Here is a 26,478-nt window from a genome sequence, read left to right as displayed (position 1 = left end):
GTGCCCCGCCCGTACACCCTGTTCACCGGCCAGTGGGCCGACCTGCCCTTCGAGGAAGTCGCCAAGCTCGCGTCCGGCTGGGGCTACGACGGCCTGGAAATCGCCGTCTCCGGCGACCACCTGGACGCCTGGCGGTGGGACGAACCCGGCTACGTCGAATCCAAACTCGCCATCCTGGAGAAGTACAACTTGAAGGTCTGGGCGATCTCCAACCACCTCAAGGGCCAGGCCGTATGCGATGACCCGATCGACTTCCGCCACGAAGCGATCGTCGGGTCCAAGGTCTGGGCCGACGGCGACCCCGAAGGCGTCCGGCAGCGCGCCGCCGAGGAAATGAAACACACCGCCCGCCTCGCCAAGGCCCTCGGGGTGGACACCGTGGTCGGCTTCACCGGCTCCTCCATCTGGCAATACGTGGCCATGTTCCCGCCCGTCCCCGAAAAGGTCATCGACGCCGGCTACCAGGACTTCGCCGACCGCTGGAACCCCATCCTGGACGTCTTCGACGAATGCGGCGTCCGCTTCGCCCACGAGGTCCACCCCTCCGAGATCGCCTACGACTACTGGACCACCGTCCGCACCCTCGAAGCGATCGGGCACCGCGAAGCGTTCGGCCTGAACTGGGACCCCTCGCACTTCATGTGGCAGGGCATCGACCCTGTCTCCTTCATCTGGGACTTCAAGGACCGGATCTACCACGTGGACTGCAAGGACACCAAGCTCCGCCCCACCGGCCGGAACACCGTGATGGGCTCGCACCTGCCCTGGGGCGACCCGCGCCGCGGCTGGGACTTCGTCTCCGCAGGACGCGGCGACGTCCCCTGGGAATCCTCCTTCCGGGCCCTCACCGCGATCGGCTACACCGGCCCCATCTCCATTGAGTGGGAAGACGCCGGCATGGACCGCCTCCACGGCGCCCCCGAAGCCCTCGCGGCGCTGAAGAAGTTCGACTTCCCCTCCTCCCAAACCAGCTTCGACGCAGCCTTCAAGCAATAGCCAGGCGCTGGGCGTGCGGCGCCGTGATCAAGACGGTATGGAGAAATCGACAGAAGCCGGAAAGGACCAGACAGATGGACGAAGAAGAAGCACCGCTGCGCATCGGCATCCTGGGAGCATCCCGCATCAGCCCAACATCCATCGTTGAACCTGCAAGGCTGACGGGTGCACGGCTGGTCGCTGTCGCAGCCCGCGACCGGGACCGGGCACAGGCCTTCGCCGGCCAGCATGGCGTGGAACGGGTGCTCGGCTCCTACGAAGATCTTGTTAATGACCCGGAGATCGAAGCGGTCTACAACCCCCTGGCCAACTCGCTGCACGCCCCTTGGAACCTGGCGGCCATCGCGGCAGGAAAACACGTCCTGTCCGAGAAACCGTTCGCCGCAAACGCGACAGAAGCCAGGAATGTGCGCCCCGCAGGCGAACGTGCGGGCGTCAAGGTCGTGGACGGCTTCCACTATCTCTACCACCCTGTCACGAAGCGGCTGCACGAACTCGTCGCCTCGGGGGAACTCGGCGAGCTTCGACGCGTGGAAACCATGGTGATGATTCCACCTCCACCACCGGAAGACCCAAGGTGGTCACTGCCGCTGGCGGGGGGAGCACTGATGGACCTGGGCTGCTACAGCCTCCACGCCATCCGCGCCATGGCCCCCCTGGCAGGGGGCAATCCCACTCTCATCAACGCCCGGGGAGCCGAACGCTCTGGCCTGCCCGGAGTCGACGAATGGGTTGACGCCGACTTGGTCTATCCCTCGGGAGTCACCGCGACGGCACAATGCAACATGAATGGAACCCGAGCCGAAATGACCTACCGCGTCATTGGTAGCAAGGGACAAGCCACAGTGGCAAATTTCATCCTCCCTCATACCGACGACAGCCTTAAGGTGAAAACGAATCGTGGCCAACGGATCGAGCACCTGGGCACAAGATCCTCCTACACCTACCAGCTGGACGCTTTCGCCGCCCTCATCCGGCACGGAATCCCCATGCCCACAGACAGCGCAGACTCCGTCCGGACGATGGAGCTAATCGACGAATGCTACAAAGCCATCGGACTGGAACCCCGTGACAGCAGCACCCAGACCGAGTCGCTCACCAACTCCACAAGAACCCATAGCAGGGCCGCCCCGACGGCGTCGTTGACATCGCAAACGGGAAATGCAGAATGACAAGCTCCGGGACCCTGCGTTTGGGCCCGGAGATTCGTCTTGCAACCGAGTTCGGCCCGCCTGCAATATCCCTGCCGTTTGCATTCGTGCGACCAGCAACTCGCGCCTTGCAAGACGCATACGCGAGTTGTGGCACATCCCAACCTGACACCGAGCCAGCGCCTCTTGACGTTCTTCTGGGAAGGCGTGCGATTCCGCATTCCACAGCCATGACCGTAAGCTCCACACGCCTGACGACCGCGTGGGTTCAGGGCAGGAGCAGCAAGCCCGTGGGGCCGGCAGCCCCGAAGATTCGCCAGACGCCGTCCGGCATCCCGCCGGGATTACCACCACAAAGAGCACAACGAGAAAGTGAGTCACCCATGAGTTTGCATGGAACCAAGATTGCCCTGTTGATCGAGGATGAGTACCAGATCCTGGAGGGCTGGTACCCGCTGCTCCGCCTGCAGGAGGCCGGAGCGGACGTTCGCGTCATCGGCAGCGGCACGAAGAACAGTTATGACAGCAAGGAGCACTACCCGATGGAGGTCGACGCGGCTGCGGCCGATGTCAGCGCCTCCGACTTCGACGCCGTTGTCGTCCCCGGTGGCTTCGCCCCGGACAACATGCGCCTTCACCCCGAAATGATCGGCCTCGTCCGGGACATGAACGAGGCAGGCAAACTCGTCACCGCCATCTGCCACGGCGGATGGGTCCTGGTCTCCGCCGGCGTGCTCAAGGGCAAGAACGCCACGGGCTACCTGCCGATCAAGGACGACGTCGAAAACGCGGGCGGCACCTGGGTCGATGAATCTGTTGTGGTGGACGGGAACGTCATCACCTCCAGGACCCCGGTCGATCTTCCCGACTTCACGCGCTCGATCATCGCTTACCTCGAAGGCCGCCCGACCGAAACCGAACACGCCACACATGAACACGCCACACATGAACACGCCGGTTTGGACAACGTCAGAACCGGCGGCTGAACAAGGCACGAATCCCGCCAGCACGGCGACCCTGGGCGGTCCCGGACCACAACAGGTCCGGGACCGCCCACCCGTGTCCGTCCCAAAGACATCAGTCCTGCCTTGCCCCAGGGTAAAGCTGCTTGCTCGTCCTAAAGGACGAGCTGCTGCAGGTCCAGAAGGATTGGGTTACCGGCCGACGAGGTTTCGACGGACGGGGCAAGGCGGGCGCTGCAGGTCACCGGCCATGCAATCACGCCTGCAGGTAATCCCTCTATTCAGTTTCAGCAACCACGCGGCGATTTAATCCGGTGAGCGCCAACGGTAGTGCTCAGGGAACCGCGGCGGGAAGGAAGCTCCTTCACCGGTGTCCGGACCCGCCTGGTTCGCGGCATCTTCAAGATTTCATGATGCCGGTTCCGCAGCGGAACGGGGCGGGCCCGTCATCACGACATTCCGCACTGGCTGGCCGGCGGCGAGCCGGTTGATATTCTCAATGATTTCCTTGGATCGTCCTCTGAAGGTCTCTTCGGTGACCGCCGAAGAGTGCAGCGTCATGATGACATGGTCCAAGGATTCGAAGGGCAGGGTGCTTGATTTTCCGATGCCACCGGGTTCGGGATACCGATACCAGACATCAATGGCCGCTCCGGCAATGCCGTGATGTTTCAACGCGGAATAAAGCGCTTCCTCCTGCACAACGGGACCGCGCGCCACATTGACCAAAAGGCCTTCGGGTCCCAATGCGTCCAGCTGGGCTGCCCCGATGATCCCAGCGGTCTCCGGCGCAGAGGGGTACTGATCACGAGAACGTCAGATTCAATCAGGGCCCTGAGCAAATCCTCGTCGGATCCGGCCCACCGGAGCCCGTGTGCTTTCGCGTCGACTGATCCCGTCCGGGTGACGGCGAGGCCTTCGGCGCCGAAGGACTGCAGGAGCTTCCATGAGGCGGCCCCGATGTGACCGAAGCCGAGGAATGTCACAACCGCACCCCGGAGCGTTTTGGGCTGACGCAGGCCTCGGCAATAGACGCTCGAGTGCCACTTGCCTTTCCGCAAGGCTGCGTCCTGGCGCATGAGGTCGCGCCGGAGTGCGACGAGGACAGTGGCCACGTATTCGGCGATCGATCCGTCATGGTGGAAGGTGTTCGCGCACACAGCTCCGGTGTTGAGGGCCTCCGGCTCGATGCCGTCGAAGCCGGCGCCGGCGGTATGAATCAGCTGGAGTCTGTTGGCCCCTGCTCCCATTGCCTTGGTCAGGCGCGGTCCGACGAAGACATCGGCGTCCCTGAGCGCGGACAGTACGCCGGAATCATCCCAGGATCTGTGCCAAGAGATGACCGTTCCCGGAGCAACCCCCAGTTCAAAGGCGGGGCGGTGGACGATGAGGCTAGGGTCGGCGATGACGATTTTCATGGTGTCGTTTCCTAGGGCTCTTTACTGGACGTGCCCTTCGCCGGGTGGCTCTGCGGCAACCGGCACTGGCTCCCGGTGTGGTGCGAGCCTAGCTAGGGCGTGTCTCCTAAAGTCTGGGTCAGTTGTTCGGGATGCTGGATGAGTGTCTCGTACTTCTGTTCTGACTGATGGTCAGTGGGCCCGCATTCAGCCGTTGCTGCTGACTTCAGCTGGCCGCCGCGGTCCCCCGTTCCTTCCGGGACGACCGGCGCGTGGTGGAAGGCATCATCTACCGGTACCGATGCGGGATCGCTTGGCGTGACGTGCCGGCCGAGTTCGGTCCGTGGCAGACCATCTGGAAGCGGCACCGCCGCTACAGCGGCGACGGCACCGGGGACAAAATCCCGGCCGGGCTGCTCACGGAAGCTGACGCCCGGCATGAAGTGGATTGGTCGATTTCAGTGGACTTGACGGTGAACCGCGCCCACCAGCACGGCACTAACCTTCCCCGCGCCACAGGGGCCCGGTCGAATTACATGAATCTGTTTGAAGAACCAGACGATCATGCGACTGGCCGTTCGCGCGGCGGGTTGAGTACCAAGATTCACGCCCTGGTCGACGGTAAAGGCAGGCCATTGGTGCTGCTGATCGCCCCCGGGCAGGGCGGAGACGCGCCGATGTTCACCCACCTGATGGACCAATTGAAGATCAACCGCACTGGTCCGGGCAGGCCAAGAACCCGCCCGGACCGTGTCCGCGGTGACAAGGCCTACTCATCCCGGGCAATCCGGGCGCACCTCCGCGACCGCGGCATCACGGCTTTAATCCCGCAACCATCCGACCAGATCGGCCTCGAAAACGACGCGGCTCCACCGGCGGCAGACCTCCGGCCTTCGACAAAGAGGACTACAAAGGCCGAAACGTCGTTGAACGGAGTTTCAACACCTTCAAGCAGTGGCGGGCATTGGCAACCCGCTACGACAAACTCGCACTCACCTACCGCGTAGGAGCCGTTCTCCGGGCAATTAGCATCTGGCGGACAGCTTTAGGAGACACGATCTAGCCGCGGAAAGAGTACGGGGATCTTCCCGTGACGCCCGGCTCCAGGACGAAGATTGCACCTGCATGGGGCTGGTCCTGTAGCTGCCGGGGCGTCAGGCCGTTGCGGGCGGAGGTGATGAATAACTGATTGAGAGCGGGGCCGCCGAACGCGACACTGGTCGGCCTGCTAACGGGCAAGCCGAGTGTTTCCAGTAAGACGCCTTCGGGGCTGAAGCGCTGGACACAACCCCCGTCCCACATGGCCACCCAAATGGTTCCCTCGGCGTCGACCGCCATTCCGTCCGGCGTGGCGATAGGATGGGGCAGATCCACCAGAACGCGGCCGTTGCTGATCTGGCCGGTTTCGACATCAAAATCGTAGGCATCCAGCCTTCTGGTTGACGAATCGGTGAAGTAGAAGGTGCGGCCGTCGGGGGACCAGTCCAGGCCGTTTGAAATAGAAACATTCGGGCGTACCGGTGTCACGTGGAGTGTGCTGCTGATCCGGTAGAGGCTCCCGGCCGATGGTGAAAGGTCCGCGGCCATGGTCCCGGCCCAGAGACGCCCTGCAGGATCACACGCGCCATCATTCATCCGATTACCGGCAATGTCGGACTCTATGGGGACGGCGAGCTCGAAGGCGTTCCCATCGGGGTGGATGAAACCGATTCCGTCGCGTACTGCGCACACCAGTCCCCCTGACTGGCGCCGGGCGACCATGCCAACCGGTTGGCCAACGTCGATGCTGCGGTCCAGACCCGATGCGGGATCGAGCAGGTGAATCCTGCCGGCAAAGATGTCAACCCACAGCAGTTCCTGCCGCTGCTCGTCCCACCACGGCCCCTCGGCAAGATCCGCTCCGGCATCGATGGCAATGTCGACGTGCCTGCTTTTCATGATCAGGAATCTCCAAACGGGGGTTTCATTCCGGTGCGGTCAAGAGGTCCTGGTGTCGCGCATCATCCGGAAGCGCGACACCAGCGTCACCGCTTGTGTCGTTCACGCAGCCGAGGCGAACCGTGCGTCGGTCAGCGTGTATTTTTCCAGGGCGCCATCTGCGAAGTCGATGCCCAGCCCGGGAACCTCACGTGCTTCAACGTATCCCCCGGTTGCTGTGAGGGGCTGTTCCAGCAGCCCGTCCCAACCGGGACCCCCGTAGGCGTCGAATTCGATCATTGGCGCATTTTCGCAGCTTAGAATCATATGAAGCCCTGCGGCCAGAGCCACCCCGGTTCCCGAGCTGCAGGCAATGTGGGGGACGCACCACAGGTTCCAGGAGCTGGCCATATCGGCGACCCGCTTGCATTCGGAGATTCCGCCCACGCTGGTGCAGTCCGGCTGAAGGACATCAAAGGTCCGCTTGCGCAGAAGGTCGAGGTACTCGTAGCGGGTAAGCAGCGATTCGCCGCCGGCGAGTTTGAGCGACACCCGGTCAGAGAGCCACGAATGATCGTCGATGTACTGGGTGAGGCTGCGGGAAAGAATGGGTTCTTCCAGCCACAACACGCCCAATTGCTCGAGTTCGGTGGCAAGGGTGAGCGCCTCCCGGCGGTCAAAGGCCATGTTCGCATCGACCATAATGTCAACGTCGGGCCCGACCGCATCGCGGACGCGGGCGACCATGTCCACACCCTTGCTCAGACTCGGACCATTACGCAGCTTCATGGCGAAGAAACCCTGCTCAACGGCGGCTATAGACTCTTCAACTATTTGCTCCGTCGGCTTTAGGGACGGCGCGTAGTAGGCTTTCACCTTCGACTTGGAGGCTCCCAGGAGGCGGTAGACAGGCTGGTTGCTTGCCTTGCCGAGAAGATCCCACAGGGCGATGTCGATGCCACTCAGCGCGTAGGTCTCGATCCCCCGGCGGCCCCACATGTGTGTCGCATTGAGCATGTCCTGCCAGATGGACGCAACGTCCAGTGGATCACGCCCGATGAGCATGGGACCCAGCTGGTGGTTGATGATGGGACCCACGGTGGGGAAGTATTCGGCCGAGAATCCGGCTTCACCGATCCCTTCGATACCTTCGTCGGTTTTTACTCGAACGATGATGCCGCCTTTGACGTTCACTTCCATCGCGCCCCAGCGAAGCGGCTCATCCAGCGGCACCCCGACGGGGAAAGCCTTTACCTCTGTTATTTTCATGCTCTTAGGTCCTTTCGCGGGTGTCGCGGATTCTGCCGACGGCGGCCCGGCACTTCGGGAAATACCGGGCCGCCGTCGGTGTTTAGGGTTAGTGATCGCGGGGAGCGGACTGCCGTAGGTGCGGGATCAGGTCGTACCAGTCATAGTCGCCGTCATAGAAGTACTCCGTGGTGTCGTAAGTCCCGTCCATGGTGTCCTTGAGCGATTTCGGACCAGGGAATCCGATGGTTTTCCACCCCATCTGATCCTTGTTGCCGCCGTACACCGGATCACAGTAGAACCCCTGCCTGGTGTGCAGGCACAAGGTATCGAAGAAGGAGAGGTCCTCGTCGAAGACGCCTTGCAGGAAGGTGGTTACCGGCTCCTTCGTTCCGTGGGTGACCCTGGTGGGTTTGGGCGCCCCGGAGAGCTCCACGAAGACCTGGTCCTGCTGGTCATCGATGAGGTCCACGAAATTCCCGCCGAACAAACGCTCGGACAGCGCATCCAGCTCTTTGATGCCCTGGCGGTAGAGTTCCTGCATCTTGAACTGTCGGGCGCGCCAGGCGTCGGCTGCTTTGCCAGCCATCTTCAGGAATCCGGAGCCGTCCGCGGCAGCGTAAACGTAGCCGATTCCCGAAATGTACCTGTCGATGAAGACCACGACGCGTGCTTCTTTGGCACCGGGATCGTGGTCCGTGGGCATGATGCGCGCCGTGGCGGCTTCGATGGTGTTCCATTCGTGTTCCGTGAAGAACAGTCGTTCCGTGGAGTCCGGATCGACGGGGGCCCCGACGATTTCCCAGTCCGCTTTGAGAGTCATGACTGCAGCTCCTTTCTAGATCAGTGTTTTCTCGGCGAGACGCTCGACGCGGCCCTTTGAATAGGTATTGGCGATGTAGTCGGAACAGCGCCATGCGTTGGCCATCATGGTCAGCGTCGGGTTCACACCGGTGGCCGTCGGGAAGCCCGAGCCGTCGAGCACGAAGAGGTTTTCGACGTCGTGTGCCTGGCCCCATTCATTGAGGACGCTCTTGGCCGGGTCGAAGCCCATCCGGGCTGTGCCGTGCTGGTGGCAGGTATTGCCCGTCATCTTGTCCAGGTACACGGGAACAGTTTTGCGCGCTCCTGCCGCCTCCAGAATCTCCGCGTTCTTGTCGACCTGCCATTTGCCCATGGCGATGTCATTGGCATGCGGGCTGTGTGTGATGCGAGCCACAGGTAGTCCCCAAGCGTCTTTAACGGTCGGGTCCAGATCCACCCGGTTCGACTCGACCGGCATGTCGTGCAGGATCATTCCGATCTTCATGGCGTAACTGAAGTAGTTCCGGTCAGCGTCCTTCAGCGCCTCGCCCCAGCTGGGGCGGCCCGGGAAGACCCAGTTGATCGGGTGGGCAGTCTGCGACGCGGAAATGATGCTGCCTCCGATATGGCCGCGGTTGGTGTCCGTTTCGTAGAACTCCAGCGAGCCTCCGGAAATGTAGTTTCCGGCGAAACCATTTAGCGGCTCATCGATTTCGTTGTCGAACAGTCCGACCGCGAACAAGTACTCATGGAACGTGGCGTTCTTTCCCACCAATCCGGAGCTGTTGGCCAAGCCATCCGGGAATTGGGAGCTCCGGGAAATCAGGAGCAGACGGGCAGACTCGATCGCGCCCAGGGCGAGAATGACGACCTTGGCATCCTGCTCGATTTCGTCGCCATCGGGATCGATGTAGACAACACCCGTTGCCTTGCCGTCCTTGCCCATCTTGACTTCCCGGACGAAGCTCTCCGCCCGAACCTCAAAGTTTCCCGTGGCCAGCGCGTCGGGAATGAAGGTAGTGAGGATGTTCGAGCGGGCGCCGGACGGATCACCGTACTGGTTCCAGAAGCTCGTCTTATTGAAAGGGTTTCGGCCGTTGTGATCGTTTGTGACCATCGCATGCGGAAGGGGGAAGGCATTGATGCCCATTTTGTTGCACGCGTCGTAGAAGCGCTTGCCGTAACGGGTCGGTCGCAGCGGCGGGCTCGGGTAACCCTTGCTGCGGTGCGGCTCATATTTGTCTGCGCCGGCGATGCCTGACACGCCGAAGGCCCATTCAACCTTCGTCAGATACGGCTCCAGGTGTTCGTAGCGGAACGGCCAGTCGGCCAGGCTGGCGCCTTCGAGCTCGCCGTGCAGGGAACGCAGCATGAAGTCGGACTCACGGGGTCTCGGCACCCAGCCTGCCCAGTGATTCGTGCCGCCACCAACCATCTGTGGCGTCGGGGAGAATGCGAAACGCTTGGCCTCTTCGGTCTCGGAATACCGCACTGTGCGGGGAAAGAGGCCCGGGTCGGGCCACATGTAGTCACGGTTTACGAATTTAAGCTCGTCGCCAGAGTAGTGCTCGTTGTTGCGCAGCCACGGTCCTCGATCGAAACCGACCACCTTCAGGCCAGCTTCACTGAGCACCTTGGCTGTTGTTCCGCCGTTGGCTCCGAGCCCGACGACGATGACGTCAACGGGTTCTGGCTTCTTCGTTGTAGCCACTGACATTCTCCTAAGTTCGATGACGGCACCACGTGCCGTGCACACTTTCTGTCTTTTTCAGTTCTCGGCTGCAGGAACTGGTGCTGCACGGTTGGACCGCGTTCCGCCCACTTCCCGGGAGCGCGGCCCGTCCGCACAATCCGCGGGTCGACACATACTGTTGCTTTTGCCTGCGGTTGGCGGCGTCCCCTATCAGGCGGACGCGCCGGTTTCGGTCGGGCGGCCTTCGAGGTAAGCGATGATCGCGCGCGTGAAGTCGGGAAGATCGACCGGGGTCCTGGAGGTGATGACGTTCCCGTCCACCACAACAGATTCATCGACCCAGGTGCCGCCCGCGTTTTCGACGTCGTCCTTGATCGGCAGGTAGCCCGTGGCGTTCTTGCCCTTGAGCACGCCGGCGGAGACCAGGACCCATCCGCCGTGGCAGATGGCGGTGACGAGTTTGCCTGCCTCGTTCATGTCCCGGACGAGGCCGATCATTTCGGGGTGAAGGCGCATGTTGTCCGGGGCGAAGCCACCGGGGACGACAACGGCGTCGAAGTCGGAGGCGCTGACATCGGCCGCAGCCGCGTCGACCTCCATCGGGTAGTGCTCCTTGCTGTCATAACTGTTCTTCGTGCCGCTGCCGATCACGCGAACGTCCGCTCCGGCCTCCTGCAGGCGGAGCAGCGGGTACCAGCCCTCCAGGATCTGGTACTCATCCTCGATCAACAGGGCAATCTTGGTTCCATGCAAACTCATGGGTGACTCACTTTCTCGTTGTGTGCAGATATCGGGATCAAGGGTCCTCAGGTGGTACCCCAAGTGGACTGGGCGGGAGTTGCTGGCCTTGATGGACCTTCCCGCACCAATCATCCGGTTATCAGGTGGTCTGAACTCTGCCGCATTTGCTCATCGGTGTCAAGGTTTTGGCACCTCGGTAGCGCTGAGCTGAAGGAATGAACGGCACGACCGGGCTGGCCCTCGCGTATACCGACGGGGCCGGACGGCGGCGGCCTGAACGCCTGCCCTTGGTTCAGGCCAGTGTTCGGGCCGCCGAGCGGATCAGCATGGCAACGGACACGGCCCCGGGATCAATGAACCCTCTGGAGTTTTCCCGCGCGTAGCTGGATTTGCCCTTGCGGGCGACCATGTCGGAAGTCGCGTCACGGCCGGCTTCAGCGGCAGTCGCCGCCGACGTCAGGGCCTCTGACAAGGACTTCTCTTCCTTCAACTTCGCCTTCAGTGTTTGGACGGACGGCGCCAGGGCGTCGAACATGGTCTTGTCCCCCTGTTTTACTTTGCCTCTCTCACTGACGCCTTGGGCGGCCGCTTCAAAGGCATCTGACAGCAGTCCCGGACTGATAGTCGGCGCGCCGCCCACCGCTCTTGCCATCCGAAGGAAGATGGTTCCGTAGAGCGCACCACTGGACCCTCCGACAGAGGAAACGATATGCATGCCGACATCCTTGAGGAACTCCCCTGGAGTCGCGGCTCCGTCCCAATCAGGCACGGATTTGAGCAGTGCGGACATTCCGCGCTCCATGTTCGAGCCGTGATCTGCGTCACCGCTGGCGGCGTCCAGATCGCTGAGGATGAGGTGCTGTTGGATGATCTGGTCTGCGAAATCCAGGATCCACCGCTCCAGGTCGATTCTTGTCAGGTTGGTGTCCGTCGTCATTTTCATCGTCCCCACCGCAATGCGGCTGTTTGGACCGGAGCATCCCATAGGTCTTTTAGCTCCTGGTCGAGTTCAAGGAAGGTTACTGCGGCGCCCGCCTGATCGAGGGAAGTCACGAAATTTCCCACCAATTGACGTGTGACGCAGGCGCCGCGCGCCTCTGCCGCCGCAGCCAGTTCTCCCGCGAGAAGATAAAGCTCGTGATGCGGCGTGGCTCCCATCCCGTTGACCAGCATGAGAAGGTCACCCCCGTCCTTCGGCATGAGGTCGGACAGGACCTCGTTGACCATCAGACGCGCAATCTCCCGGGCGTTGGCCATCGGGACCCGTTCACGTCCCGGTTCACCGCTAATGCCGATACCCAGATCCATGTCCGTTTCGGCAAGTTCGTACACCGGTTTTCCGCGTGCAGGAGGAGTGCACGAGGAGAGTCCAACCGCGAACGTTCCTGAGCGGCCGATCACTTTCTGGGCAACGGCCAGCACCTCTGACAGTTCCCTGCCCTCCTCCGCGGCAGCGCCAGCAATCTTTTCAACAAGGACCGTGGCCCCGAGCCCCCGTCGTCCAGCCGTTTCCCCGTCGTCCGGGATCGAGACATCATCATTGACGACAACCTGGGCCACCTGGATGTCTTCGAAGTACAGGATCTCCTGAGCCATCCCGAAATTCATCACCTCACCCGTAAAGTTTTTGATGATGTGGAGCACTCCTCTTCCCGCATTTGCGCGGCGGGTAGCGGCCACGATTTGGTTTGGGACGGGTGACGTGAAGATCTGCCCAGGTGCGGCGGCGTCAAGCATCCCGTAACCGACGAAACCCGTATGTGTGGGTTCGCAGCCTGAACCGCCGCCCCCCACGAGGCCGACCTTCGGAAAAGGGGGGTCCTCCCGGCGTTGAAGTACCCGGTTCGTGCAGTCCCACTCCAGAATCTCCCGGTGCGCTCCCACAAGTCCCGTCACGTAGTCATCCACCGCAGCTGATGGTTCATTCAAAAATTTTTTCATTTGCCTTCCTTTTACCTCCGGCGCCAGCCCGTGTACTTCCGCATTGCAGCCAGCGGTGCCGGTGGCTTGATGATCGGGTGGTCTGACCAGACAGCTTTCCCTAGAAAGACGCCCGCGTCAATCCCCTGCCCTGGCCGCGTGATGAAGAGGACTTGCGTCACAAGATCCTCCACGGGCCGGATGTGCCCGGCGATCCAGCGCCCCCTTGTAGAAAACATGGAAAAGTATTGACAGCGGATTTTGCGTCTCGTAGTGTTCAGACCACCGGATCACCTGCCATCCAGCTCACATGCGGCAGGAACAAGGTCCGGTAAGGCTTGAAGGCCGCGACCGCGGAAAACCCTGGGTGCCGGCAATGCTGCCGCCCTGTAACAAGGAGAACAAATGTCTTCACTGGACTACACCTACGAAAACATCGACAAGGTCATCGACCGTTCGCGCTACCTTGCTCCGACCATCGATCCCAAAAAGACGATGTTGCTTGTACTCGACATGCAGAAGGCGTGTGCGGAGCCCGGCGGCGCGATGTACATTCCCAGTGTCGGAGGCGCGCCGGAGGGCAAGGACACCATCGAGCCGGTCAAGAACGTGCTTGAAGCCTGCCGTGCGAAGGGCATCCCTGTCGTGTGGTCACTCTGGGGTCTCCGCGGGGATGGTAAGGACGCTGGCTACGCCGACGTCAAATGGGGCCTCGAAGGCCAGCTCGGCAGCTTCCCGGGTTCCTGGGGCAATGGCGGTGATGAGCTCGTCGACGAACTCAAGCCGCTGGATGACGAACCGGTGATCCGCAAGCACCGTTTCTCATCGTTTTACGGCACGCCGCTGACAGAGTACATGCGCCGTGCGGGCGCCGACACGCTGGTGATTGCCGGCCTCTCCACGGGCAACTGCCAGATTGCCACCGCCATCGACGGAGCGAACCAGGACTTCAAGATCATAACTCTCGCTGACACCTGTGCTGCCATCCCCTCGGGGCAGGACGATCCGCTGGGCTATGGCCAGCACTGGGAGGCGCTGAGGAACATTCAGGCCAACCACGGCGACGTCCGCACGAGCAAAGAATTCCTCGAACTCATCGACGCCGTCTAAGCGCTCTTTGATTCACTGGTACGTCCCGCCGGCTACTAGGCGGGACGTACCCTCGGCAGCTTCTCCTAACTGCTTTCCAATTCTCGACAACCGGCGTTCCCGGCTACCTTGCGCCTCAGGTTCACGCTAAGTCATCAGACCACCGGGTTACCGGGATACCACCACACGGAAACAATTTCGACGATGAGGTTGGAATGAACAACAACGAAAACTCCCTAAGCGGCGCGGCCGGAACTGCCGATCATCCCATTGTGTCCGTACGCGGAGTCGGGAAGGTCTACCCCGGCGTCGTGGCCCTGGCCAACGTCGACATCGATCTGCGCCCCGGCGAAATCCACGGGCTACTTGGCGAGAACGGCGCCGGAAAGTCGACGCTGATTAACATCCTTTCCGGAACGGTGTCCCCTACGGCCGGAACAGTCCGGGTTGCCGGCTCCGAAGTCACCATCGGGAGCCCCCGGGATGCCCAGGACCTCGGCATTTCAACAGTCCACCAGGAACAGTCACTTGCCCCGAATCTCACCGCCGTGGAGAACATTTTCCTCGGCCGTGAACTTATCACTGGCAGAAACCGGGTCGCCGGGGTTCTCGACGAAAAAGAAATGCGCTCCCGTGTACTTGAACTCGCGCATGAGTTCGGTCTCACCGACCACGACATTAAGGTCCCGGTTGAAGCCCTCGGAGCCCTTAAGCAGCACGTCGTGCAGATCATCAAAGCATTGGCCTTCCGGACGCAGGTCCTGATCCTGGACGAACCAACATCCGGCTTGGCCGATCACGAACGCCTCACATTGTTCAGCTACATGCGCCAGCTACGCCAGAGGGGAATCTCCCTGCTCTGGGTCACACACCGTCTCGATGAGCTCTTCGGACTGGCCGACACCATCACAGTGCTCCGCGATGGCCAGCTCGTGGCAACCGTGGACCCTGCCGGACAGACTGCCGAATCGCTCGTCCGGCTCATGGTCGGGCGATCCAACCTGGCAGCACGGGAAGAGATCGTCGAGGAAGGAAGGGTCCACGGCTTCACCGGCGCCCGCGACGAGGTCCTGCGGCTGGATTCAATCACCCGTCACCCCCTTCTTCATGACGTCAGCCTCTCCGTCCGACGGGGAGAGATCCTCGGACTGGCCGGAATCGCCGGTGCGGGCCGGACCGAAACTGCCATGGTCATCCTGGGCGCCGACCGCCCGGACTCAGGAACCATCTTCCTGCATTCCCGCCCCCTGGTCATCCGCAATCCTCGTGACGCCCGCCAGAGAGGCATCACCTACGTGCCTGAAGAGCGGAAAACCCACGCTATTCTCGGCGACTTCTCAATCAAGCGGAACATCACAATCTCGGACCTGAACAGGACAGCCGCTGCGGGCTTGTTCCTCCGCGGCGGCCGGGAGACGGCAACCGCGAAAAGATACGTCAGTGACCTGGGCGTAAAGACGGCCTCCGTACAGGAAAAAATCCGCAATCTCAGTGGGGGGAACCAGCAGAAGGTCGTCATCGCGCGCTGCCTCTTCACCGAACCCGATCTGATTATTTTCGATGAGCCCACCCAAGGCATCGATGTCGGCGCCAAAGCCGAGGTCTACCGGCTGATCTACGACTTCGTTGACCAGGGAGGCGCGGCAATCGTAATCAGCTCCGAACTGCCCGAACTGATCCGCGTATCCGACCGAATCGCCGTGATGCGGGAAGGAACCATAGTGGGCGAACTTGAGAGCACCGGCCGTGACGAAACAGCCTCCGAAACCAGCGAACTCGGCGAACGAATTATCTCTCTGGCAACCCGAGGAGCGGTAGCAGTATGAGCATCTTCCAGCGTTCATCACGAGTACTGGCGATTGACGGCGTCGCCGTTTCGATCGTCTTCCTGATCATGTGCGTTTACTTTGCCCTCGCATCGCCGTATTTCCTTAGCCCCGACAATATTTACAACACCTTCGTCGAATCCGTTTCCGCAGTGCTGCTGGCCGCCGGCCTGACCTTCGTCCTGATCAGCGGCGGAATCGACCTGTCCATCGGCTCCAACATCGGCCTGAGCGCGGCCGCAACTCTCTTCGCCACCATGAACGGTGCGCCCACCGTCCTCGCTGTACTTGCCGGTGTTGCCACCGGGCTGATCTTCGGGCTCGTAAACGGGGCATTCGTGGCAGGGCTGGGCGTCAGCGACTTTATCGTCACGCTGGCGACACTGAGCATCGGGGCTGGTGTGCTGCAGGTCTTCACGTCCCATACGCAGCTCACCGGAACCGCGGACAGTTCCTTCCTCGCCCTCGCGGGAGAAAAAATCGCGGGGATCCCGACAGGGGTGCTAATCACAGCGGTTATCCTGCTCATCCTGGAGGTCGCGCTCACAAAAACACCCTTCGGACGGACGATCTACGCCGTAGGCATCAACCCGAACGCAGCGTACCTGGCCGCCGTCAGCGTGCGCAGGACCAAGTTCTCGGTCTTCACCATCTCCGGAATCATTGCCGGCATCGGTGGAGTGCTCCTGGCATCCCACCTCAACTCTGTCCAGCCCGGACTCGGGGGCGGTTATGAGCTGACAGCGATCGCCGGGTGCGTAGTGGGCGGAGTAGCCCTCGCCGGTGGCCGCGGAAGCATCTGGCGCGCTGCCCTCGGGGCCTTCTTCCTATCCATCCTCAGCCGCGGCCTGCAACTGATCGGGGTCGACCCGCTCTGGTTCTCGATCGTGACCGGCGCGGCCATCGTGGCCGCGGTAGCCTTCGACCGCGGCGCCCAAAAATGGCTGCAGTCCACGCTGCGCCCGGTGTCCCCGGCAGCGGCCGCAACCCAGAACGCCCAGTGAGGCCAGACATGTCTTCTCCCCTGAACGCACCCACCCTCGGCAACCGGATCGAAACGCTCCTCGCGAAGCCCGGATCCGGCCTGGTGGCCCTGCTCATCCTGTTCATCATCGCGATGACATTCGTTGCACCGTCATTCCTCAGTTTCGGCAACTGGGAAAACATAGCAAACCAGGCGGTCTTCGTGCTGCTTCTCGCTCTCGGCATGACGATCGTGCTCATCGCGCGTGGAATCGACCTTTCCGTTGGTTCGGTCATGGGCCTCTCGGCCGGTGTAGCGGCCTTCCTGATCAACCAAGGGCTCATTTTTCCACTCGCATTGTTAGCGGGCATTGGCTGCGGTCTCGTTTGCGGCCTGCTGAATTCACTGATGATCACGAAGCTAGGGCTGCCCGATTTTGTTGCCACGCTCGCCATGCTGGGTGTAGCACGGGGCGTGCTGTTCCTCTGGACCAAGGGAACGCCCTTCACCCGCTACATGACCCCGGAGTACAGGATCGTCGGTGGCCAGGTCAAGCTCGGCGGCATCATCAGTGTTCCGATCATCGTTGCGGTCATCCTGTGCATCCTCGTCTCCTTCATGTTGCGCAAATCGGTCATCGGACGCTACCTGTACGCCATCGGAGGCAGCCCGGACGCGGCCCGACTCTCGGGTATTTCAGTCTCGAAGGTGAAAACATTCGCCTATGTCGTAAGCGGTGGGTGTGCCGGACTCGCCGGAGTCATACTCGCCGGCCGGGCCACCAACGTGGCCCCGACTCTCGGGACGGGCTATGAAATCCTGGCCATCACGGCCGCAATCATCGGTGGCGCCGCCCTTACCGGAGGCCGCGGCCGGATGGTGGGCGCGATTCTCGGCGCCCTGACCATTACCCTGATCGCAAACGCCATGAACATTGCTGGCGTCAAGTCCGAATGGCAGCAGGTCGTCACTGGAATCATCCTGCTGCTTGCCGTACTTCTCGACCGCATTACCGCCTACTTCCAGCAGCGTCAGAACAGCGCGGAAATCGAACAATCCCCGCAGCAACAGCAAGAATCGGCACCCTCAGCGATGCCCACACAGGCCTTGAGCTAATCCACTATTGCCCGAAGCCTGGGACCCGCTAGCGCTACCGGCTGCTAGTGATCCCGCTCCCCCGTCAAACAACCGCACCGCACCCCTGCCTGACTTTCAAAGGAGAAATACAATGGATACAACCCCGACCCGAAACGAGAATGGGACGTCAGGGGCCACCCGGCGCAACATTCTCGGGGCAGGCGCCCTGATGGGGACGCTAGGTCTTCTCACTGCCTGCACAACTCCTCCTGGCGGGTCGACCGCCGCCGCTGGAGGCACTGGAGGCAGCGGCGCCGAAGGCAGCGCCGAATTCACCGACGCCCTCAAAAAACTCGTCAACGGGCGCACCGTCCAGGTCGGATTCACCCCTCCGGTCCTGTCCGAGTACTACACGCAGATGGAAAACGCCGCCTTCACGCGAATGGCGCAACTGGAAGACCTCTACGGGGTGAAATGGAAATGGGAAAAGTCATCCCCCACCGGCAACTTCAACGCCGTTGAACAACAGATCAGCACCGTCCAGACCTGGACAAGCCGCAAGTTCGACGTCGTCTTCATCTGCACGGGCGCCAACTTCGCCACCATGCAGGGCGTCTATAAGAACGCCATGAACGCCGGCACCAAGATCTTCCAGTTCAACCAGCCAGTCGAGCTCTATCCAGTGGATCAGATCAACACCGTCTCCAATATTGGCTACGACAACCGCGCACAGTCCGGCTATGTGGCCGGAAAATTCATCGCGGATACCCTTAAAGGCAAGGGCAAAATCGTGCAGATCATGGGTCCCTCGGGCTCCGACTGGACCAAGGCGCGGCTGATCGGCTTCAACCAGGCCCTGGCCGAAAACCCTGGCATCGAGGTCGTGGGAACGGCGGACGGCGGCTACTTGCGCGACAAGGGACTCAGCGCCGCCCAAGACCTCCTCACGCGACACCCGGACATCAATGCCATCTATGGAGAAAACGAAGACATGGCCCTCGGCGCCTCACAGGCCGTCGATGCTGCTGGACTGAAACAGTGGGACGGGTCCCAAGGCATCGTAATTGTGGGTGCGGATGGCCTGCTCTCGGGCATGGACGCGATCCGGAACGGCAAACTGACGGCCACAGTGGACGTGAATTCCGTCGATAACGCAATCAGAATGATCGACACTGCCTTCCAGTCCGTGGTCCTGAACAACTATGTCCCCAAGATCTCCAACATCACGACGCATCTGGTGACCAAGGACAACGTCGAAACTTATGCCTCTTACATCAACGGCATCATGGCCCCGAAGAAAACATACTGAGCCCGCACTCCATCGGGATTCGGTGTGAAGCCCCTTCCCACGGTTCGTCGGGTGAAGCTGTACTTTTCCCACAGCCACGCCGGTCCTCTCTTTCCGAATGGGCAGGTGTTCAGGCCACCGGACCAGTATCATAGGAATGTACCGAGCGTTTTCGGGTTGGCGAAAGAGGGATCATGACCGAATCTACAAGCAGGATCGAGCGTGTGGCGCGGCTTAGAGTGTCCGACTCCGTCGCTGCCCAGCTCACGCAACTGATCACCAACGGTGCCTATGCCGTGGGAGAAAAGCTACCGGCCGAGCGCGTCCTCGCAGACGAATTTGGGGTAAGCCGCAGTTCGATGCGCGAAGCAATCCGCGGTATCGAGGCAAGCGGCCTGGTGAGCAGCAGTCATGGCGTGGGCGTCTTCGTGGTCAGCAATACCGTCGCTGCCCAAGGCCAGTCCGACCTGCTCGTGTTCGAAGATTTCACAGTGCCTGAGCTGTTCGAAGTACGGCGCATGATCGAGCGCGACGCGGCCGGCTGGGCCGCGCAAAGAATCACGCCCGCCACCACCGCCGCGCTGGAGAGCATCATGGAAACGTGCTCAAATCCCGACCTCTCGGACGAGGAATTCGTGCAGCTGGACATCAAGCTCCACCAAACAATCGCGAAGGCTTCGAAGAACGAGCTGCTTGCAACCATTTACGGCAGCCTGGAGCCGATGCTGCTCAAGTATTCACTGCGGGTGATTTCCCTGCCGGGACGGCGCGAAGACTCCCATGCAGGACACGGCAAAATTGTTGACGCCATTATCGACGGCCGCGTGCGGGAGGCGCGAGATGCCGCCGTGGCCCATATTCGCGACGTCGAAAGGGACATCGCCAAAAACCTGGCAAAACCGGTAGCCAGTCAACCTAACTAGGGCTCTAGCGCCGCCGCTCCATAGTTGGTCGCGGCAGGATAAACGCCAAATCCTTCAGGATTTTTCCGCTGAGCCCAACTCATCATGGACGAACGGATAACGCGATATGGTCGCATCTTCTCCCCCACACCCGACGCTTCCGCTCACGGGTCAAGTGATAGCGGTGCTGCGCACAACACACGCGAGCAAATATCTGCCAGTGATCGAAAGCCTGGTCGCCGGCGGCGTCCGGTTCATCGAGCTCACGCTCACAACCGAGGGCGTATTCGATCATCTGGCGGAGATCAGGGCAGTTTTCGGAGACACTGCGGAAATCGGCATCGGCACGGTTACCACGACAGGACAGGCGGAATGCGCCCTCGACGTCGGGGCCCAGTTCCTGGTCACGCCGTCTACCAACCTTGACATCGTCAATACTGCTGTGGCGCGTGAAATACCGATAGTCCCCGGCGGCCTGACCCCGACCGAACTGCACGCTGGATGGAGCGCCGGCGCGGTAGCCGTCAAAGTCTTCCCCGCTTCCACTGTCGGGCCGGATTACATCGGCCAACTCCACGGCCCGTTCCCCCAGATGCAGCTCATCCCGAGTGGCGGAATCACCATCGAGGACGCACCCCGGTGGATTTCGGCCGGCGCTCTCGCCGTCAGCCTCGGCGGCCCGCTGCTGGGTGACGCCTTCCAAGGCGGCAGCCTTGCCCAACTCACAGAAAGGGCACGACGCGTGACCGAACTGGTATCTGCGGCGACCGAGGACCGTAAAGGCACAATCCGGTGATCACTGTGAATTCCGAGGCGGGTAGCCCGGCTGTCCCCCCCTACAATGTCACCGACGTCGTGACCATGGGCGAAACCATGGCGCTGATGAAGGCCGGGTCCCCCGGGCCCCTTGCCCACGTCGCTTCACTAAGCCTGGGTATGGGCGGTGCAGAGAGCAACTTTGCGATAGCGCTGCGCAGGCTTGGCACTTCCGTGACATGGGCAGGCAGAGTCGGCGCCGACAGCTTGGGAGAAATGGTGTTGCGTGAACTCGCGGCGGAGGCCATCGACACATACGCCTCCCGTGACCACACAGCTCCCACCGGGCTCATGCTTAAGGAACGTAGGACCACTGAGGCGGTAAAGGTATGGTACTACCGGAAAGGCAGCGCCGGATCCCGCCTATGCCGCGAAGACGTGCCAGCCGAGCAGATCGCCCAAGCCAAACTGCTGCACATAACCGGCATCACCCCGGCGCTGTCCGAAAGCGCCGCCGATGCGGTCAGCTACGCCCTCGACTGTGCCCAAGCCGCCGGCACTCTGGTCTCCTTTGACTTGAACTACCGTTCGGCGCTCTGGTCCAAGGAAGAAGCGGGCGACCAGTACCGTCGAATAATACCCAGAGCGGACGTTGTGTTTGCCGGGGACGCTGAAGCAGCCATCGCAGTAGGCGATGCACAAGACCCTTGGGAACTCGCTCGACGAATTAACGAAATGGGAGCATCTCAGGCGGTCATAAAACTCGGCGCGGACGGTTGCGTCGCAGTCGTCCACGGCCAATCGCACGCTCAACGTGCAGTCCCCATCCGGGCCGTTGACACAGTAGGGGCAGGAGACGCTTTCGTCGCCGGATACATCGCCGAGCTACTCAACGGCCGGGACGTTCCCCAGCGCCTTCTGACCGCCGTCCGGACTGGCGCATTCGCTTGTCTGGTGCCCGGAGACTGGGAAGGCATGCCCCGACGTAACGAGCTGGACCTCCTGGACTCCACAGAACCGGTCTCCCGATAAACACGGCACCTCACTCACTCCGTGTGAAAGCAAAATCCAGCCCAAAAGTGGACGGAGACCTCGAAGGTGAAAATCAACAACCCGGCAGCCACGCCTAATGAGGGTATCCTGGCAGAGGCACTAACGGCCTGGAAACGGGCCTTTGACCAGCATAGGCCCGAAGACATGGTCAGGCTCTTTTCACGCGATGCGCTCTTCCAGGGACTCAGCCCAACTCTGCTCACCGGACGAAAAGAAATTTTCGACTGCTTCGCTGCCCTGCCCCCCCGGTATCAAGGCAACCTTCCAAATTATCCAAGCCCGCCAGCTGGCTCAAGATCTAGTCTGCGGATTCGCCGCCCTCCGCTTCACCTACCCAGACGCCAGAACGGCGCAGGTGCAGCTATCTCTCGTGCTCCGCAGGGACGGTCAGAAATGGTTGATTGCCCAGTACCACGCCTCTAGGACGTCCCAAGGGAAAAAACCCCGCACATCCGCGCTAGCGGCCATGATGAATCCGTTCGCCGTCGACGAAGCCTGAAAGAACCGGACAGCTTTGAGGCCCTTTTTTGTCCAATATCAGCCCAAGTCAAAAGCGGCCGGAGAGCAGGGACAATTCTGCTGGTTGGCAAGAAGCCCTGCAACCTAGATCCTCGCGCGGCAATCTTCACCGTCTGCTGGGAGACCCCGGCGGACCGGGCAACGTCGGACATCCGGGGAGCCTTTGACCGGGAGGCCAGCCGCTCGCCGCGCCCGTTGGAGTTTCGGGCTTCTGAGGGGGCAGGGGTCGTGGACACCACTCCATTATCCCCGGGCTATCATCGGCCGGCCCCGCAGCGCGCCCGGTCGGCGCCACCTGTCATGGGCGGCGCCGATAGCGCAGGACTTCGGGATGCTGATCGTATGGCCACCACGCCCCCCAACATGTACTTACGGGTCGTGTAGCTGCCATCCATGGTTGACGCCAGCGACAGGGCCCATCGCCCAAACCGCCCGATTCTCGGTGCCTTCTACACCGAGGCTGACACCTGCAGCCCAACCCTCAGCTTGTGAGACCGCAGTTTCACCGTCGCCAGGCTGAGTGCACCCCAACCTGACGTTGATGTTTCTGGTCTCTTAACGTGTTTCTGTAGAGGGCCTAGAACTCAATCCGACAGGCTGATGTCTTGGAGGCACCGGTGGCTGGACAGCGAATGGGGTACGTGCGTGTCAGCACGCTGGACCGGAATGAGAAGCGCCAGCTCGACGGCCAGGTTCTGGACCGGGTCTTCGCAGACAAAGCTTCGGGCCGAGACACGTCCAGACCGGAACTGGCGGAGCTGCTGCGGTTCGCCCGCGACGGGGACACCATCGTGGTGTACAGCATGGACCGGCTCGCCCACAACCTCGATGACCTGCGTGCCCTTGTCCAGACTCTGACCCGCAAGGGCGTGCGAGTGGAGTTCATCAAAGAGAACCTGGTCTTCACCGGGGAGGACTCCCCATGGCCAACGTCATGCTCTCCGTCATGGCAGCGTTCGCCGATTTTGAAAGCTCCCTGACCGCCATCCCGCTGACGCAGCATAGACGTCACTCCCCCGGCAGACCTTCCAGGGGTACCGCGGCCCGGTCGTCGCCGACTGGGGGGGAACTCGTTGAGGGCGCAGCGTCGTCCTCATCCGGCCGGACCAGGAATCTGCACCGGTGGAGGGAGCCGTCGACGCTGCCACCCGCGACGGCGAGCAGATCTGGGTCCTGGCGAAAGGGGGACCTGCATGTACCACCGCATAGACGGCTACAAGACGCTCCTCGACCTCCCACCCGGCGAAGCCGGGATGCATGGAGTCGACACCCTTTAATGCCACTGACCTCCCCTTTGCCTATGCCGCGCAGCCGCCGTCAGAAAGCCCCCGGAGCATCGGCCATGATTGAGTGCATTTGGGCGGCGGCGTCGCTCCCCGGAGCCGGGGTGTAAACAACGAGGTGCAGGTCGGGCCGGTCCGAGGGCGAAAGCTGGTGGTGTTCCAGCTGCAGGACCCCCACGGCAGGGTGGTGGAACAGCCGCTCACGTGATTCGAAGCCCAGGATGTCGTACCGGTCCCAGCCTTCCCTAAATTCCGGGCTGGCCTCCTTCAGCCGCTCGACCTGGTGCTGGATGTCGGGGTCACCGAGGCGTTGCCCGGTCTCGGCGCGGAACTCCGCCAGGAAGCGCTTGCTTGTGACGTCCCAGTCGGGCAGCAGGTCCCGGACGTAGGGGTCGGTGAACACCAGCCACAGAAGATTGCGGTCCGCCGAGGCCACCGACGCGATGTTCGGATACAGCGCCGCGTAGGCCTTGTTCCAGCCCGCCACGCCCCAGTCCGGGAACAGGGCGAAGGAAGGATTGGGATCCAAAGCGTCCAGCAGGCGCTGGATATGGGCCGGCGCCGTGGCGGCCTCGGAACTGGCTGGCGATGCTGTGGCGTACCCGCCAAGCGACAGGACATAACCCAGCCCGGTATCCGAAAGATGCAGGGCACGGCTGACAGCCTCCAGCACCTGCCGGGACGGGCTGATGTCCCTCCCCTGCTCAAGCCACGTGTACCAGGTGACACTGACGCCAGACAGGAACGCGACCTCCTCGCGGCGCAGCCCCCGCTCGCGTTTCCGGGCAATCGGCGGCAAGCCGTAGTCGGCGCGGACGGCTTGGTCCCTGCGCGCCCGAAGGAAAAGACCCAGTTCTTTGCGACGGCCGGAATCCTGCACCTGGAAATACTATTACTCTATTACTCTCAGTACTAGTATCAAGAGCATCTTCCACCGGGCATCGGAGCCCAGCATGATGGTATTCATGCCTCCTCTTCGTTCACGCACTGTCACCCACGGCCGCAACATGGCCGGCGCCCGCGCACTGCTGCGCGCCTCCGGCGTCGCCAACACGGACATCGGCAAGCCGATCATCGCCCTGGCCAACTCCTTCACCGAATTCGTGCCCGGCCACACCCACCTCGCCCCTGTGGGCCGGATCGTCTCCGACGCGATCCTCGCCGCCGGCGCCGTACCGCGGGAGTTCAACACCATCGCCGTCGACGACGGCATCGCCATGGGCCACTCCGGCATGCTCTACTCGCTGCCGTCCCGCGACCTGATCGCCGATTCAGTGGAGTACATGGTCAACGCCCACTGCGCCGACGCCCTGGTGTGCATCTCCAACTGCGACAAGATCACCCCCGGCATGCTCATGGCCGCGCTGCGCCTTAACATCCCCGCCGTGTTCGTCTCCGGCGGCCCGATGGAGGCCGGACGAGTGACCCTGACCGACGGTTCAGTGCGCTCCCTGGACCTGGTGAACGCGATTGCCGATGCCGTGGACGAGTCCATCTCCGATGCCGACATCAACCTCATCGAAGAGAACGCCTGCCCCACCTGCGGTTCCTGCTCCGGTATGTTCACCGCCAACTCCATGAACTGCCTCACCGAGGCCATCGGCCTGTCCCTGCCCGGCAACGGCTCCGTGCTGGCCACCCACACCGCGCGCAAGGCGCTGTACGAGAAGGCCGGTTCCACCGTCGTCGAGCTGGTGAAGCGCTATTACGAAGGCGACGACGACTCCGTGCTGCCGCGCTCCATCGCCACCGCCAAGGCCTTCGACAACGCCATGGCCCTGGACATCTCCATGGGCGGTTCCACGAACACCATCCTCCACCTGCTGGCCGCTGCCCAGGAGGCGGGCGTGGACTACGGACTGGCCGAGATGGATGCCAAGTCCCGCCAGGTGCCGTGCCTGGCCAAGGTGGCCCCGAACGTCGCCAAGGACAAGACGTATTACATGGAGGACGTGCACCGAGCTGGCGGCATCCCCGCCCTGCTGGGCGAACTGAACCGCGGCGGCCTCCTGCACAAGGACGTCCACTCCGTGCACTCCGGTGACCTGGACGGCTGGCTGGATGACTGGGATGTTCGCGGCGGCAAGGCCACCGAGGAAGCGAAGGCCCTGTGGCACGCAGCTCCCGGCGGAGTCCGTTCCTCCACCGCGTTCTCCCAGTCGAACGAGTGGACCTCCCTGGACACCGACGCCGAGGGCGGTTGCATCCGCTCCGTCGAGCACGCCTACTCAAAGGAAGGCGGCCTGGCCGTACTGCGTGGCAACGTCGCCGTCGACGGCGCTGTGGTGAAGACCGCCGGCGTGGACGAGTCCATCTGGACGTTCTCGGGCCCGGCCGTTGTGTGCGAGTCCCAGGACGAGGCCGTGGAGAAGATCCTGAACAAGACCATCAAGGAAGGCGACGTGGTGGTCATCCGCTACGAAGGCCCCAAGGGCGGTCCGGGCATGCAGGAAATGCTCTACCCAACGTCGTTCCTCAAGGGCCGCGGGCTGGGCAAGAAGTGCGCCCTCATCACCGACGGCCGCTTCTCCGGCGGCACCTCCGGCCTCTCGATCGGGCACATCTCACCGGAGGCGGCCTCCGGCGGCACCATCGCCCTGGTGGAAGACGGCGACATCATCAGCATCAACATCAGCCAGCGCTCCATGCAACTGGAGGTCTCCGACGAGCTCCTCGCCGAACGCCGCGAGAAACTGCTGATCAACGGCGGCTACAAGCCCAAGGACCGGGACCGCCAAGTGTCCGCCGCGTTGCGGGCGTACGCCGCCATGGCCCTGTCCGCTGACAAGGGCGCCGTCCGCGACATTTCCCTCCTCGAGAACTAACGGCCGCCCACCTAAAAGATCCAGCTGATTCAGAACGTTCGCGAGAGACAGCGGATCATCGAGCATG

The 26,478-nt window shown here is 62.1% G+C and carries 20 protein-coding genes and 3 pseudogenes; 14 read left to right on the top strand and 9 right to left on the bottom strand.

Features of this window, described 5'->3' with window-relative positions; genetic code table 11:
* From LFT45_RS00630 to LFT45_RS00620, 3 genes are all read left to right on the top strand, one after another.
* The gene (locus tag LFT45_RS00630) at positions 1–996 is read left to right on the top strand and encodes a sugar phosphate isomerase/epimerase family protein (protein WP_236806040.1); all 996 of its coding nucleotides are present in this window, start codon (positions 1–3) and stop codon (positions 994–996) included.
* 74 nt (positions 997–1,070) lie between these two features.
* On the top strand, positions 1,071–2,168 hold the full coding sequence (locus tag LFT45_RS00625) for a Gfo/Idh/MocA family protein (RefSeq protein ID WP_236806039.1): 1,098 nt from the start codon (positions 1,071–1,073) through the stop codon (positions 2,166–2,168).
* A 362-nt stretch (positions 2,169–2,530) separates the two neighbouring features.
* Positions 2,531–3,133 carry a type 1 glutamine amidotransferase domain-containing protein gene (locus tag LFT45_RS00620; protein WP_236806038.1) on the top strand — a complete coding sequence of 201 codons (603 nt, stop codon included), beginning with the start codon at positions 2,531–2,533 and terminating at the stop codon, positions 3,131–3,133.
* A gap of 384 nt (positions 3,134–3,517) precedes the next feature.
* Here the strand turns inward: LFT45_RS00620 and LFT45_RS00615 are convergent.
* Positions 3,518–4,188: pseudogene (locus LFT45_RS00615) on the bottom strand (NAD(P)-dependent oxidoreductase).
* Between the two features lie 481 nt (positions 4,189–4,669).
* On the opposite strand from LFT45_RS00615, the pseudogene LFT45_RS00610 reads away from it, so the two are divergent.
* Positions 4,670–5,569 (top strand): annotated as a pseudogene (locus LFT45_RS00610) (IS5 family transposase).
* Here the strand turns inward: LFT45_RS00610 and LFT45_RS00605 are convergent.
* The 7 genes from LFT45_RS00605 to LFT45_RS00575 all read right to left on the bottom strand — a co-directional run bounded on the left by LFT45_RS00605 (position 5,566) and on the right by LFT45_RS00575 (position 12,850).
* On the bottom strand, positions 5,566–6,444 hold the full coding sequence (locus tag LFT45_RS00605; RefSeq protein ID WP_236806037.1) for an SMP-30/gluconolactonase/LRE family protein: 879 nt from the start codon (positions 6,442–6,444) through the stop codon (positions 5,566–5,568). The pseudogene LFT45_RS00610 and the gene LFT45_RS00605 sit on opposite strands and share 4 nt — an antisense overlap.
* Before the next feature lie 102 nt (positions 6,445–6,546).
* Positions 6,547–7,692, bottom strand: coding sequence for a mandelate racemase/muconate lactonizing enzyme family protein (locus LFT45_RS00600; protein WP_236806036.1), 1,146 nt, complete (start codon positions 7,690–7,692; stop codon positions 6,547–6,549).
* Between the two features lie 88 nt (positions 7,693–7,780).
* Positions 7,781–8,494 (bottom strand): gluconate 2-dehydrogenase subunit 3 family protein, encoded by a 714-nt coding sequence (locus tag LFT45_RS00595; RefSeq protein WP_236806035.1) that lies wholly within the window; start codon positions 8,492–8,494, stop codon positions 7,781–7,783.
* Positions 8,495–8,509: 15 nt separating this feature from the next.
* Entirely contained in the window at positions 8,510–10,108 is a 1,599-nt protein-coding gene (locus tag LFT45_RS00590) for a GMC family oxidoreductase (protein WP_236806034.1), read from the bottom strand.
* A gap of 270 nt (positions 10,109–10,378) precedes the next feature.
* A complete protein-coding gene (locus LFT45_RS00585; RefSeq protein WP_236806033.1) occupies positions 10,379–10,927 on the bottom strand; it encodes a type 1 glutamine amidotransferase domain-containing protein in 549 nt (182 codons plus the stop codon).
* 274 nt (positions 10,928–11,201) lie between these two features.
* A complete protein-coding gene (gene dhaL, locus LFT45_RS00580; RefSeq protein WP_236806032.1) occupies positions 11,202–11,846 on the bottom strand; it encodes a dihydroxyacetone kinase subunit DhaL in 645 nt (214 codons plus the stop codon).
* A 2-nt stretch (positions 11,847–11,848) separates the two neighbouring features.
* Entirely contained in the window at positions 11,849–12,850 is a 1,002-nt protein-coding gene (locus tag LFT45_RS00575; RefSeq protein WP_236806031.1) for a dihydroxyacetone kinase subunit DhaK, read from the bottom strand.
* A 384-nt stretch (positions 12,851–13,234) separates the two neighbouring features.
* Here LFT45_RS00575 and LFT45_RS00570 point away from each other — a divergent pair, with 384 nt between their 5' ends.
* From LFT45_RS00570 to LFT45_RS00530, 9 genes and pseudogenes are all read left to right on the top strand, one after another.
* Positions 13,235–13,939: a cysteine hydrolase family protein gene (locus LFT45_RS00570; RefSeq protein WP_021473239.1), complete on the top strand. Its 705-nt coding sequence runs from the start codon at positions 13,235–13,237 to the stop codon at positions 13,937–13,939.
* A gap of 194 nt (positions 13,940–14,133) precedes the next feature.
* On the top strand, positions 14,134–15,744 hold the full coding sequence (locus LFT45_RS00565) for a sugar ABC transporter ATP-binding protein (RefSeq protein WP_236806030.1): 1,611 nt from the start codon (positions 14,134–14,136) through the stop codon (positions 15,742–15,744).
* The gene (locus LFT45_RS00560) at positions 15,741–16,748 is read left to right on the top strand and encodes an ABC transporter permease (protein WP_236806029.1); all 1,008 of its coding nucleotides are present in this window, start codon (positions 15,741–15,743) and stop codon (positions 16,746–16,748) included. The genes LFT45_RS00565 and LFT45_RS00560 overlap by 4 nt, the downstream gene beginning before the upstream one ends.
* Positions 16,749–16,756: 8 nt before the next feature.
* Positions 16,757–17,824: an ABC transporter permease gene (locus LFT45_RS00555; protein ID WP_236806028.1), complete on the top strand. Its 1,068-nt coding sequence runs from the start codon at positions 16,757–16,759 to the stop codon at positions 17,822–17,824.
* Positions 17,825–17,936: 112 nt separating this feature from the next.
* Positions 17,937–19,094, top strand: a complete 1,158-nt coding sequence (locus LFT45_RS00550; RefSeq protein WP_236806027.1) for a sugar ABC transporter substrate-binding protein — start codon at positions 17,937–17,939, stop codon at positions 19,092–19,094.
* A 173-nt stretch (positions 19,095–19,267) separates the two neighbouring features.
* A complete protein-coding gene (locus tag LFT45_RS00545; RefSeq protein WP_236806026.1) occupies positions 19,268–19,996 on the top strand; it encodes a FadR/GntR family transcriptional regulator in 729 nt (242 codons plus the stop codon).
* Positions 19,997–20,195: 199 nt separating this feature from the next.
* A complete protein-coding gene (locus LFT45_RS00540; RefSeq protein ID WP_236806025.1) occupies positions 20,196–20,771 on the top strand; it encodes a bifunctional 4-hydroxy-2-oxoglutarate aldolase/2-dehydro-3-deoxy-phosphogluconate aldolase in 576 nt (191 codons plus the stop codon).
* The gene (locus LFT45_RS00535; protein ID WP_236806024.1) at positions 20,768–21,763 is read left to right on the top strand and encodes a sugar kinase; all 996 of its coding nucleotides are present in this window, start codon (positions 20,768–20,770) and stop codon (positions 21,761–21,763) included. The genes LFT45_RS00540 and LFT45_RS00535 overlap by 4 nt, the downstream gene beginning before the upstream one ends.
* A gap of 1,157 nt (positions 21,764–22,920) precedes the next feature.
* Positions 22,921–23,282 (top strand): annotated as a pseudogene (locus tag LFT45_RS00530) (recombinase family protein); the annotation flags it as partial.
* Positions 23,283–23,620: 338 nt separating this feature from the next.
* On the opposite strand, the gene LFT45_RS00525 reads toward LFT45_RS00530, so the two are convergent.
* Positions 23,621–24,466, bottom strand: a complete 846-nt coding sequence (locus LFT45_RS00525; RefSeq protein ID WP_236806023.1) for a helix-turn-helix transcriptional regulator — start codon at positions 24,464–24,466, stop codon at positions 23,621–23,623.
* An 85-nt stretch (positions 24,467–24,551) separates the two neighbouring features.
* Here LFT45_RS00525 and ilvD point away from each other — a divergent pair, with 85 nt between their 5' ends.
* A complete protein-coding gene (ilvD, locus tag LFT45_RS00520; RefSeq protein WP_236806022.1) occupies positions 24,552–26,411 on the top strand; it encodes a dihydroxy-acid dehydratase in 1,860 nt (619 codons plus the stop codon).
* Positions 26,412–26,478 lie beyond the last annotated feature (67 nt).

The sequence above is a fragment of the Arthrobacter sp. FW305-BF8 genome (assembly GCF_021789315.1).
GTDB lineage: Bacteria > Actinomycetota > Actinomycetes > Actinomycetales > Micrococcaceae > Arthrobacter.
The sequence above is the reverse complement of the archived record's forward strand: the minus strand, read 5'-3'. Positions and strand labels throughout refer to the sequence as shown.